At 59.9% G+C, this 12692-nt stretch carries 9 protein-coding genes; 6 read left to right on the top strand and 3 right to left on the bottom strand.

All coding sequences use genetic code 11. The annotated features are described in order from the left end of the window. The first annotated feature begins 79 nt into the window (after positions 1–79). Positions 80–1285 carry a plasmid replication protein RepC gene (gene repC / locus M9H71_RS15355; protein WP_455405832.1) on the top strand — a complete coding sequence of 402 codons (1206 nt, stop codon included), beginning with the start codon at positions 80–82 and terminating at the stop codon, positions 1283–1285. Between the two features lie 336 nt (positions 1286–1621). After that, positions 1622–2068, top strand: coding sequence for a DUF3846 domain-containing protein (locus M9H71_RS15350; RefSeq protein ID WP_455405831.1), 447 nt, complete (start codon positions 1622–1624; stop codon positions 2066–2068). Positions 2069–2392: 324 nt separating this feature from the next. On the opposite strand, the gene M9H71_RS15345 is transcribed toward M9H71_RS15350, so the two are convergent. Both M9H71_RS15345 and M9H71_RS15340 read right to left on the bottom strand, forming a co-directional pair. Beyond that, positions 2393–2824: a hypothetical protein gene (locus M9H71_RS15345; RefSeq protein WP_455405830.1), complete on the bottom strand. Its 432-nt coding sequence runs from the start codon at positions 2822–2824 to the stop codon at positions 2393–2395. Continuing rightward, entirely contained in the window at positions 2821–3510 is a 690-nt protein-coding gene (locus M9H71_RS15340; protein WP_455405829.1) for a ParA family protein, read from the bottom strand. Before M9H71_RS15340 ends, M9H71_RS15345 begins: the two co-directional genes overlap by 4 nt. A 141-nt stretch (positions 3511–3651) precedes the next feature. Between M9H71_RS15340 and M9H71_RS15335 the strand changes: the two genes are divergently transcribed. From M9H71_RS15335 to M9H71_RS15320, 4 genes are all read left to right on the top strand, one after another. After that, the gene (locus tag M9H71_RS15335; protein ID WP_455405828.1) at positions 3652–3921 is read left to right on the top strand and encodes a hypothetical protein; all 270 of its coding nucleotides are present in this window, start codon (positions 3652–3654) and stop codon (positions 3919–3921) included. A 141-nt stretch (positions 3922–4062) separates the two neighbouring features. Continuing rightward, complete coding sequence (locus M9H71_RS15330) at positions 4063–4491, top strand: hypothetical protein (protein WP_455405827.1); 429 nt, start codon at positions 4063–4065, stop codon at positions 4489–4491. Next, positions 4488–6806, top strand: a complete 2319-nt coding sequence (locus tag M9H71_RS15325; protein ID WP_455405826.1) for a relaxase/mobilization nuclease domain-containing protein — start codon at positions 4488–4490, stop codon at positions 6804–6806. Before M9H71_RS15330 ends, M9H71_RS15325 begins: the two co-directional genes overlap by 4 nt. A 640-nt stretch (positions 6807–7446) precedes the next feature. Then, positions 7447–10104 (top strand): hypothetical protein, encoded by a 2658-nt coding sequence (locus M9H71_RS15320; RefSeq protein ID WP_455405825.1) that lies wholly within the window; start codon positions 7447–7449, stop codon positions 10102–10104. Between the two features lie 211 nt (positions 10105–10315). Here the strand turns inward: M9H71_RS15320 and M9H71_RS15315 are convergent, their stop codons facing one another. Next, positions 10316–12622: a hypothetical protein gene (locus M9H71_RS15315; protein ID WP_455405824.1), complete on the bottom strand. Its 2307-nt coding sequence runs from the start codon at positions 12620–12622 to the stop codon at positions 10316–10318. Positions 12623–12692: the final 70 nt, after the last annotated feature.

Below are 12692 nucleotides of genomic sequence, written 5' to 3'. Positions count from 1 at the left end.
CCACCCGACAGTTCAAGAGACCTGCGCATTTGCGCCACGGTCTTTGTTTGCCGCGCGCCCGCCCGCAAGGAGAGCGCGAATGCAGATGCTTGACCACAATCCGACCGCAGCCTTCGGATCGCGAAGGTTGACCGTAGCGGCGCTCAAAGCCCAACGCGCCATTCGGAATTGTCCGGCCGGGACGTCCACACACAAGTGGACCACGTTTCGCCATGTCTGCGAAGCGAAGGTCGCGCTCGGCCTGTCGGATCGCGCACTGGGAATTCTCAATGCCCTGCTCAGTTTCCACTCCGAGGCGACGCTGGTGCTCGGCGCGAACCTTGTCGTATTTCCCTCAAATCGTGAGCTTGCTTTGCGCGCCAATGGCCTCGCCATGTCTACCTTGCGGCGACACCTAGCGCATCTGGTCGACGCTGGTCTTGTTGTGCGACGTGACAGCCCCAACGGCAAACGTTACGCGCGAAGAAACCATGCCGGCGATATCGATTGCGCTTTCGGTCTGGATCTTAGCCCGCTCATCGTACGCGCCGAAGAATTGGCAGATCTTGCAGCGGGCGTCAGCGCGGCTCGTCGCGCAGCGATGATGCTGCGGGAGCGGATCACGTTGGCACGCCGCGATATCGCCAAGATGATCGCGCTGGGTGTCGAGCAGGGCGTCGACGCCGATTGGCCGACACTGCATCACGATTTCCGCAAACTCCTCGACCGCCCTTCCGGTCTGCGATCTCATGATGATCTGGAGCATGTCGTCGCAGAACTGGCCGCGATGGCGGACCGGATCCGCGCGGTTCTCGAGCAGCAATTCGACACGCCCGTTCCGGAAAAGCATGCCCGTGCACCGCAGCTTAGCTCTGGGGAGAGTGACGACTATGTCCCTCCGAACCCCGTTCCGTCGGCCCCGGAACTAACGCGTGCGACAGACATCCCCGTGCGCCTGGTCGCCGAAATATGTCCGGACTTTGCTGACTTTTCACGGGACGGATTACGCACGGCGCGCGACCTCACCGACACGGCGACACTCTTGCGCCCCTTGCTCGGTGTGAGCCCGAGCGCATGGGAGGAGGCCTGTACAGCGATGGGGCAGGGGTCCGCGAGCGTAACCTTGGCACTGATTCTTCAGCGCGGCGGCGCGATCAAGAATCCTGGCGGCTATCTGCGCACGCTCGCGCGCCGTGCCGCCGCCGGCAAGTTCTCATTCTGGCCGATGTTGCTGTCTCTTAATGCTTCGCGGCGCAAGGCGCCTGGTATGCCGCCGCCCCTTCCTTTCCCGGTCGGGAACGCGTGACGGTTTTTCGCGTGATGCCGGCGATACCGACCAGCGAACGAAATTTTTCCTTCAAGCGGTACGCCTGTTCAAACATTGAAGGGCCGGCTGGTCGCCGGGAGCGGACACGCCGCCTTTCGGCGGCGTGATTGCATCTGCTTAGACGTCCCATCATACGGACCGCGAACATCGCCTCAAGGACATCGCGGTCCCGCCAATTTTCCGCCGGCGCCCGGCGGGTGCCAGCAGAAAATCGGTTCCCCCGCTGGCCGCCTCCGGCGGTCGCTGCGCGATCCGTGACCCGACGTCCGACTTGCCCGCGCCGATCTCCCGTCATTGCAATGAAAGGAGATCAGCATGACCACTATCTCAGCCTATCTCGTCAATGTCGAACAGCGCACGATTCGCTCTGTAGCTATTGATCGTATGGACAGCCTCAAGGAAATTCGTCGGCACATCGGATGTAGCCGCATCGACATGGTTCGCATCGACCGCGACCACTGTGTGGTCGTCGACGACGACGGGCTGACCGACGAGCTACCATGCTTTACGGAGCTGACAGGTTATCGGAGCCCGCTGGCAGGCAACCTCCTCATCGTCGGAACGAACGCGGCCGGCGAAACGGTAGCGCCCCAGCGGCCGATCGAAGACTTCGCCGAGATGCTGCGAATTCGGTATCCGGTTCTCTCGCCTGTCTTCGAAACGATCCGCGGGCCGAATGTCTTCGGTAGTCGTGTCAGCGGCTTTTCCGTCGAGCTCAAGGATATGACGCCGGTGATCCTGCCGGAGGCTCACGGACACTGAACACCGCGTGTAGCAGGCGGCCTTGGTCGCCAGCCGTTTTCTTTGGAGTCGTCCGTCAACGCATGCGTCGCCATCGGGCGCACGGGATTGGAAAATCCCTTCGAACCATGTGGCGATATCGTGTTGATGACTATATCCGGGACGACCGTCGCGGCCGTCTTCCGCGCCTCGCTTCAGCGTAACGTGTCGAGGTCAATCGGAGGACCTCTACCCGGTCGACCCGTTTTGGATGTCCTTTGAGATGGGGAGGTCCCCACTATCCCTCTCCCGGACGCGGTCAGCCGGCTATCGTCCTCGCGGCAACGGTCGGCTCCGCTCGATTTCTCATCGGCGTTGTTGTTCGTCTTCCGGCTGTGGCAGGCGGCCAAGCCTGACGAGGTGCTCATAAAGCGCTCGGTCGACGATTCGAAGCGGATGCGTTCGTTGCTCGGCCGCGATCTGGCGAATCACGAGGTCGATCGAGTCAGGAAGGCGCAACGCATAGGGGCGCGACGAGGTACGCTCGCCATACGCTGAGAACGCATTGCGCCCGCTTCCGGCTTGCCCCTGGTCAGCGCTTCTCGCCCGTGGCATCGCAGTTGTCACCTGACCCGTGCTTCGCCGGCTCGCACCAACGGAATCGTCATAGGCCGGCGTGACGACTACGGGGCGAGGCGACGATTTGTCGGCATTCGCCAGCAGGGTTCGCCGAACCCGGAACACGTCGTGGAGAAGGGGAGGCAGGCCAGCCTTCTGCGGCGGCTCACTATCTGTCATCTGGCCTCCGTCCCCTGGCTTGCCGCGAGCAACTCGCGCACGACAAGATCGGCATTTACGCGCGCCTTCCTTACGGCCTCATCCTTGTCGCTCATCTGATACAGAGATCCCCATCCACTGGTCATGGTTCTGTAGGTCACCCGCCTGTAAAGTGCATTCGAGCAGACCGGCGCACGTTCCGTCTCCAGGTACGCGACCACTTCGCGAAGGGGGCGCGTGTTGCGGTCGAGGCTGTCGTATTCATTGAGCAGAACCCGGTGCTGGCTCATCGGAAGGTCGGCGGCCGCGGCGTGTTGCTCGAGATTGCGGATGGTGCGGACAACCTGCGAGGCATCGAACGTGTGGACTTTGCACGGCAGAACCACCAGGTCTGCGCGCAGCGCTGATTGAATCAGCACTTCACCATAGTAGCCGGGCGTGTCGACGACGACGACGTCGAAGGTCTCCAAGCGTTCGATTGTCTCGACGAGTTCGGCTTCGTTTGCGACGCGGATGAGGTCGATTCCCTGCGGTGAAACACCACGTGCGATCGATGATGCGTGCCACTGATAGGATGAACCCTGCGGATCAGCATCGACGATGGCGACGGAATATCCGTGCTTGGCGAACTCCCCCGCCAGGATGATGGCAATGGTTGTTTTGCCACTTCCGCCTTTCGGATTCGCGACTGCAAAGACACTCGCCACGGCGGCGTTCCTCGGTTTGGGTCCGTCATCTATTATACTGAATAATAGATATGCCTCAAGCCTGCACTCTCTCATTCCGGTAGCGTCGCATTGCGGTTGTTCGTCGTAATGGCATTGACGGGATGAAAAGGTGAGATGTTGATGGACGACCGCAATCGCGAGGTCTTGGAATACGGTATTGCGGCGTTGATGGAGTGCCGCGATACGTGTCAATTGCCGGGATTGCAAGCGTCTCTGTGCGAAAGCCGCGTTGCGCCCTCGCATCCGTTTGCGGCTTCGCGCGACCAACCACATCGCATTCGTGATGTAGCTGCCGATTGTGTGGACGCGGTTCGTGCGGCGAGTCTTGTTTTGTGCATCGTGGGTGTGGCATCGAAATGCTTGATCGTCGTTATATTGAATATTGGTTGACAAGATACCGGTTTGTGGGCCAAACCGGGGACGGCTGCTGAACGCAGCCGAAGCGCTGACGCGCGGGGCCGGGTGTTCCGGTCGTAAGCAGAGTCCTGCGCGAACGCTGCGTGTTGAGATGGCAGTCGGAGGGGAGCGACGATGGCGCGTCCTGCGAAGAATCCGCGCAACAAGCCCAGGCTTCGAACCGAGTTGTCCGAGGCCGACGAACGGCGGCTTGAGGAGGCGGTCGCGCTGTTCGGCTTGCCGAAGGCGGAGGTGGTTCGGCGCCTGATCCGTGCGTCCGTGCAGGCGGGTCCGGCTCTGTCGGCCGACAACACACGCGCCGTCGTCGAACTCGCGCAGCAGGTGCGCATGATCGGCCGCAACTTGTCGCAGGTTTTGCGCGCAATACATCGCGGGCAGGCGGTTCGCATTGAAGACACCGAACCGGTGTGGCGTGGCCTTCACGAGGTTGTCAGCGCCATCAATGATGAGCTCACGGAGATGACGGTCGCCTACGGTTCGAAGCTGCGGCGGCAGGCCCGGCTTGCGCTGCCGGCGGACGTTTCCGATCGGGAGCTTACATGAATCGCGGAACACAGATTTCCTGGTGGGTGACCCAGGTTGAAGCGGTACAGGCGGCGGTCAGTTCAGCCGCGCAGATGCGCCGCTATCTGCCTGGCCTCGATGGATTGGATGATGAGTTCAAGCGTCGCGCCTCGCGCGGAGCTCCGCCGGTGAAATCGGCGCCGACGGAACACGTCGTCGGCGGTCAAACCATCACCGGGCGCAGCGACGCGGAGCGATCGCGCTCGCTTCCGGTGACGTCGCATGGGGGAGGGGGCAGTCGTGGCGCATTGCCTCGCGCGGCTGCACCTACGCCGATCGCCGGCGGGCTCGGCGGGGCAGGGGGAGGTCTAGCTGGACGCGCCCGGCAGCTCGCTGCCGGCTACCAGCCTGCGGTCGTCAAAGTGCTCTCCTATGCGCACGGCACGGTTCGCGCCACGAAAACCGGCCAGTACGTGCAGCGCGAGGACGTACCGCTCGAAACCCACGATGGCCGTCTGCTTGGCGAACGTGAGGCTGTGGCCGACGAGATCAAGGCATGGTCGGCGACGTTCTCGAAGCGGGCCGAAAGCCAGGATGTCGGCGCGGTTCGCCTGACGCTACGCGGAGTGAAGGACTCGGAAGACGGGCGCGAGACCTACGACAATGCTGTCGCGGCCGGCTTCGCCGGGCATCGCTATGCATACCGGCTCGATGCGACACCATCGGGCGAGCTGGAAGCGCGCCTGGTCGTCGCCTTGGCCGGACCTGCGAAGGAGCGATTCCGCGTTCGCCAACAGCTTGTCGGGGATCGAGACCAAGGTGCAACCGGCAAGCGTTTCGATCTGGCATCGGAGGGTAAAATCAGGGACCGGATCGGTGCGTCGACCGGACTTGCCGCAGACAGGATTGGAATATCTCCGGGAATGACCAATCACGGGCGCGATGGCGTTACCTACCGTCTTAACAAGCTCGTCGCCCACGGAACGGCCGTCGACGACCGAGGCAAGAGTATCGTCAATGTCGCCGACAGCAGGAACGCTGCCCGAGACTGGGGACCTTCGTTACGCTCCCAGTCGGTGCGCGACACGATGCATCTGATGTTGTCGGCGAAAGCCGGCACCGATGTGGAGGCGCTGAGACGAACGGCGCGGAGCTTCCTACAGGAGCGATTCGGAGATCACAAATTCATGTTCGGCATTCACAGAGATAAGGAAGCGGCCGGACATATTCACGTCCACGCCGTCATAGCGGTCAGAAACGAGTCCGGGCAGAAGCTGCATCCGGGTCCGGAGACCTTCCGCGAGTGGCGCGAGGTGTACGCGCAGCATGCGCAGGCAGAAGGTCTTCGGATCGTGGCGACGTCCGCGCGTGAGCGCGCGTCGTCGCAAAGCTACGGTCCGAAGGATAAGGCCATTGTCGCCGCCGCCGATCGCCCACGTCCCACCCGCGAGGCGCGTGACCGGGCATACGCTACGAACCCAGCAAATCGCAGGCTTATCGACAGTGCGCGTCAGCGCATCGCCGTAGCGCGCGCCAATCCGATCCGCCTGCCGATGTCGCCCCGCGATCGCAAAGTCGTCAATGAAAGCGTCGTGGCTTGGCGCGTGGTCGCGGCGGAGCAGCCCGCCAATCCGATCGCCAAAGATATGCTTGAGCGTCTGCTGATTGCGCAGGCGGTCGGTGCGATCCTGCATACAATCGGAAATCGCGTTTCTCAGCTCGAAAAGGAGGGTGTTGCCATGGCGATCACGGCCCAGCAGATGGAAAGGGATCTGCGCCGCATGAACGAGGCCGTTTCACGCACGAGTGATCTTCTCGATGGTGAGACCAAGCGCCAGTTTCGAGAGACCTCCTCTCGCTACCTCGAGACGCTGGCGAACCGGATCGATATCCAGCGTGTGCAGGAGCGTGGTGTCGGGCAGTTGGATCGTGCTGAAGTCGAGGCGATCGTCGGTGCAAGTGCCGAGCGGTTGGTCGAGCAGGCGCAACAGGTGCGTCTCCGCGAGCAACGAGAGGCGGAGGAAGCCGGACGCCTCGTCGATCGCGCCGTGAATGCAGAACGGCATCAGGAAAACGTTGCGACCTTGCCTGCCACGTCGCAGGAGGAGACTCGCACCCAGCGCGTTGTCGTCACGGAGGCCGAGAAATCGGCGGTGCGCGAGGCGCGCGAAGCGAGCGCAGCCAATGAGGCCTTGCACGCGATCTCGCAACATCCCGCTCGGGCGCTGCCGCCCGGCCTTGTGCAAACGGATTCGCTCGCCAGGCTTCGCGCCGAGCAGGAACAGATAATACGAGACCTGGAGGCGAGCGAGCGCGGCGACAGGCAATCGATCAAGCCTCAACGTCAGACGTGATCCGCGATGTCCCGGCTCTTGCCGAAGCGAAAGTAAGAGTTTCAAGCGATTTTGTAATAGGATATCAAACGATCAGCGTTTCCTGCTCGATTCTGTGGCTTGCACGATGGCTGAAGTAAAAACGAGGTCATTGAAGGCTTGCAGCGGGTGGTTCTTCTAGTTCGAAGGCCTTCATGAAGAGGGTCGGTATAGATGAACCCCGGGCACTTGGGGCGCCCGTGATCTCGCAATCTGGAGCTCTCTCGGCGATCATCGTCGGCGAAGTGGGAAACGAGACGCTCGTCTACCCGGTCGAAGAGCTTCGGAAGGGGCGTTTGATCGATTTCGTAACGTTCGGGGACGATTGGCCCAAAGTGAAGGTCAATTCAGCGGACCGAAAACCTGCTAAGCGTGCGGGCTAGGCACGAGCTGCGATTTGTGGGCCAACTGCCAAGACCGATGTGGCCCGAACCTTTCCAGCTAGCGCTCGGCAGGCGAGGCAGCGCGCCGTCACCATCGCGACAACCTCGCCTCGCGAGTCAGCAGTCGAAACGTATGCGATACGCGTTGCTTTTTGACTCATTATCAGAAGAAATATCCATAGATTTTTCCTGTTCTAAGAATTTCAAGCACCTGGTCGCTATTTCATAGGGGAATTGGCATGAATAGATTTTTGTTGATCCTGATATTTTTGTTCCTCGCAACAATATCTGTTGCGTGGTTATCGCTGCCATATTTGGCAAAGCATTATCTTGAAGCGCAGATGGGGACACGCAAATTCTCAGAGGTCGTTAAAGAGGCCGATGCTGGCAACCGAGCAGCACTTGGGAAAATGGCGGCTCCGGATATTCTTCTCGACATTCCGGTAGAGCCGATCGCGACCGCTCTTGGCGACGAACTTCAAAACAGCCTGAATCTAGCCGACTTGGGCAATGACTGGAAGGCGAGTTTGGTGCGCAGCCCCACGGTCTCCTTCCATCCATCTGCCATCCGGGTGCTTGCGCCACTGATCCTGTCAAATGACAACATAGGAGCCGCGGCCGTGACCGTGCAGGTCGATGTTGTCCCATCTATTCAGGGCAACGAACTAGTAGCCGTCCCCTACGTCACAGCGGCTGCGCTCGATGAAGTGAGCGTTCGTGGCATTCACCTGCCCGGATGGGTCGCCAGCAATTTCAGCGAGGCGATCTCTAAGGCCCTCGATGCGCTGAACACGAAAATTCCGCGTCAGCGGGTCGCCCTGAATCTGCCTGAGCCGCTTCTCGTGCTGCCCAAGGCACAGCCCGCGTTGCTTGTGACCAATCAGTCGGTTGCGGCGCTGCTCGGCGGCTCGTCCGGTACAATCCGCGAAATTCCGGGCTCCTACGAGGATGGTTTTGTTGCGTCCGCGAAAGCGATCCTCCCGAGTTACGTTCTCGGCTCGGGCGTGATCGCGGTGCGCCCAGCCGAAAGTCCCTTGTTGCAGGCGAGCGAAAAGATGCGGGACGAAGCGTCTGCAGCCAACTTGGCCGCCCTCGAAGCAACCCTTGGCATCGATGCAGCCACGGATATCAATCATCTTGGTCAATCCGTCTTTGGCGGTCTGGTGATGGTGACTGCTGAAAGCCGTTATTTCGAGCAACAATTGAAGGAAATTGTTCTCAAGGCGATTGCAGATCTCAAGCTCAAAGACGTCGTGCTGAAAACTAAGCCTGAGGACGTTGCTGTGACTCTCAAGGCTGGTGTTGTGGAGGCGACGGCACGTGGCACGGCGATGTTTGCCGACAATAAACTCTCGGTCGATTTTACCCTGACGGTTTGGGGCATCCTTAAGCCGGGCCCTGTAGGCTTGGTCGCAAGCTACGCTCTTCGCGAGATTAAGGTCCGAAGCGTGCATGTCGCTTGGGCCGACCGCGGAGCAACATTGGCCGTTCCTTACGACATTGCTCTCGGCGACGTGGCAGCACGCTTCATTGGGCAGTTGCCAGAGACACTTCTCAAGATTCCAACCGTCCCGTTGAAAGTCAGTTCCATCGGCGGCGGAGACTTCAGGCTTGTGACCAAAGAGCCTTCTCTTTCGTTGTCGTTCAAAGGGCGGTCGGTAACGGTTGCGCCAGAACGCATCGCGATCTTCGCGCGCCCGTCATTTGATGGAGCCGGGGAGAGTGGTGCCCAACGACCGATTGCAAAAGGGCAATTGGAGCGGCTGACCGCTCTTTCGTCGAAGTCCTATCAGGCCCTCTTCGGCAATGCGAAGAGCGAAAATTTGTCCGCCGCTGTCGGCAAAGCTGGCTTTGCGGAACTCATACGAACCGCTTGGACGAGGTTGGATCCCGTCGTCACCATGCAACACGAATCGATTGATACGTTCGATCCGAAAGAAATAGAAATAATTCCAGGAGACGCGAGCTGCGGCAACCCATGTAAAGGCGTCGAGCAATGCGGAAATGTCAATCAGTGCATAAAGCTCAATTGTAGCAATGTGTGCCAATCTTTACTTGGCGGCGGATGGAATCCAGTCGCTCATCTGGTTTGCAAAAGAGTTTGCCACAATGACCGAGATGAAGGCTGCTTTTCCCATATCGCGCAGTGCGCCGCAGAAGTTGCAAAATGCACCGGCGCGTGGGGCTCAGGCCTTAAAGTAACATGCGAAGCGGCATTGGCGGCGGTCAAGCTGACCGACATGAGGGGCATCGCGAAAATTTCCGGCGGCACGACGTTGCATGCAACGGCGGCGACGGCTGCTGCGTCCCAACTGAACGTCGCTTCCGATCTTAGTGGGCTCGCCCTCGCAATCAACGCCGGCGGAGCCGCAAGCGCCGACGCGTGGCTCGACATCACCTGGACCGACTGGGGCAACCTTTTCCTTTGTCCCAGTGGTCGCCTATCAGTTCATCTCGATGTAAACGCCAAGTTGGCGACATCGCCATTGACCGCCACCATAGGCTGGCAGCCCAATGGCGACGCATTGAAAGGATCGTTTTCACTCGGCAAGGTTTCCGTCGTTGCTGATGCAACGGAAGGCCCCCTTGGCAAACTTATAACGGGCAATCCCGGTCTGCTGAGCTGCAACCTGGGCCAAACGATCGTAGGTTTGACCGCACTTGCTCTTCCGCATGTGACCCAAAATATCATAGCAGACGTCATTCGTGGTGTGGCAAAAGGCGACAAGGCTAACATAGCTGCGGCCATCATCGACGGTCACTATCGGTACGAAGGCGAAATCCCGACGACTGATTTCGACATTCCATCAACCGACATCACGTTGTTGGACAAAGCCGTGTCATTGAAGCCAAGAATGTCAGACGTAGCCGTCATTTTCGGTACGGGCGCGCAGTAGCGCCGAATCTAGAGCGGCGAAGTCCGCTGCGGAATTGCCAGCAGCGGCAAACCCAGCGGATGTTCGTCTGCGCCATAGCTGGTCGAAGATCAGTTGCCGCCTGCCAGCCCCACGCAAACCGGGCGCAAATAGTGAACAGATCGCTAAGCCCCATAGGGAACAAGACGTTAGCGGTCGCCACGAGGTTCGTCGCGACCGCCCGCGCGTACAGCTAGCTCGCCGCCGCGAAATGTTGCGATAGGGAGCTGGTTTGATCCGGATACATCCGGTCCGTCAGCTCGCCGCGTGACACTCCGAAGACCGACAGATCCTGTCGCATCATCGACAACCGCCTGCTGAACAGAAAGTCGCCCGCACTGTCACCGGCGACTTTCATTGGGTCGCCGAAATCGCGCCGGTCATGCTGGTGCTCGCCAAATCCCTTTTGAAGGGAGTTCCGCAGATCGTCGAACTGCGCCGAAAATCCTTCACCACCGGCAAAGCGATGCTCTGGCAGCGGCTTGCTTTCGGCAAAATCCGGAATCTTGCCACCGCCCGCGTGCCCTCCCGCATATGCGCCTCCGCCTCGGACGGAATCGGGATGACCCGATGGGCTCGATCCGCCGAATCTGTACCCGCTCGCGGCCCCACCGCTATCCCTGCTGCCCGTGGGCGCTCCGTGATACGCGCTGCTGGGAAACGTGCCATCGCCGTGCGCTGTTTGGAGACCGCCGCTCGTCCCATCGCCTGAGGCTTCGCCGCCGCTGCTGACCGCCATGAAAGCGCTTGAGCTGGATTCCGAAGCGCCGCCGTTTCCGGCATCGACGTCCGGGTTCGATAGGAAAATGGTCGAACCGTCGGCGAGGAACGTGATCTGCTCGATGTTGACCGCGTAGGTGTCCTGCCAGCCTCCGTATGCATGCACAGTGAGGCTGGAAGCGTCGCCGGACCAGGTGAAATCGGACTGATAGCCTTCAAGGGCGAGAACGTCCCAGCCGCTTCCGCCGTCAACCCTATTGGTGTTGGCGCCGGCACTTATCGTATCGTCACCCTGGTTGCCGTAGATGTCGTCGTCGCCGTCGTTCCCGTTTAAATAGTCATCGCCGCTACCGCCAAACAAGCGATCATTTCCGACGTCTCCGTCGACTGAATCGTTGCCGTCGCCGCCGAATATACTGTCGTCGAAGACAGAGCCCGTGACGGTATCGTTGCCGCCATGCGTAAAGACGACGTATCCGCTCAAAATGCCGTTTGTACTCGAACCCCACGCCGATAGATCGACGGTGCTGGTCGTTCCGTAGCTCAGAATGCGGATGTTCGGATCCTGGAAGTCGTCGCCGTTCGCCACCGCATCGATCACGTCGACGGCCAGTTTCGATGAGATCACACCGGTGTTGGCGTCTCGCTTGTACAGACCGAACGAGTCCTCGGCGACCGATGAGTCACCGTCGTTGTAGGTCACCCCATCGTAAGCGTTGTACCAGTTGTTTTGCTGCGAGTAAGTGTTATCCAAAACGTCGTGCGCGACGATTCCCTTCAGCGAGGAGTTGCCCCAGCTATCGAATACGCCGAGAGCCTCGGCGTACCAGTAGGCCTGATCGTTCTCGCCCAATGTGCCGGCACCGCGCATGCCTTGATAGGATGGCACGCCGAACTCGGTCACCCACAGATCTGCGCCCGAGTATCCGTAGGAATTCATCATCGATTGCATGGAATAGAGCGCGCCCTGGAAGCTGAAGTAGTGGTTCCAAGGTTCAGAGGTGGGCGACTCGATCCAGTCGGTTGGGCGCCCCGAGGCCGGCGAGCCGCCGGTAAATGCGTCGTCAGCGTAGGTCGTGTAGGGATGCACTGAAAAGCCGTCGACATTGGCGTTCAACGTTTGCAGCTTGTCAAACATCGCGTCCATGTAGGCTGGATCGTTATGAGCAATGCCAGCCCCGATAACCTTGATGTCGGGATCGATGGCGTGAACCTTGTCGGCGACCTTATCGAGATAGGTCGCATACCATTCTGCGTTGTCCGTCGACACGGTCCAGTATCTTGGACTGTCGGAAGGTGCGGTTGGATCGGACCCGTTATAGTACGATCCCGTGTACTGGTACGAGAGGTTCGGCTCGTTCCCCACTTCCCAACCGGCGATTGTATCGGCGTATTGCGGATAGGTGTCGTAGACCGCTTCGACGAGCATCGCGTAACGGTTTGCGAGTTCGTTAAGATTCGCCATCGTGTTGGGAACGTCCTGAACGGTTCCGCCCGACGGCACGAGATCGAGCGGCGTTTGCCCTGGCTCGAAGATCACCTTCAGACCGAGCGAGGCGGCCTTCTGCAAATCGCCTCCGATGTCATTGACGACGTAGGCCCAACTGCTGGGGTTTGTTAAAACTGCGGAAAGGTCCAAGGGAATGCGAATAATGGACGATCCCCCCTGCGCGGCCAAGTCGATTAAGTCCGAGTAGCTGACGCCCTGATGCGCTGTCGCGTTCGGGTTCCAGGAATTGCCAAGCACATGCATTCCGAAATCGATATTTGTGATCGACATATCGCCCTCCATTCCCGCTTCTTCACCAAATTTATACCGGTGCTCGCGATGATTGCAACTAAGATTGGCG

The organism is Rhodopseudomonas parapalustris (genome assembly GCF_053772255.1).
This window is presented reverse-complemented; position numbering and strand designations above follow the sequence as displayed.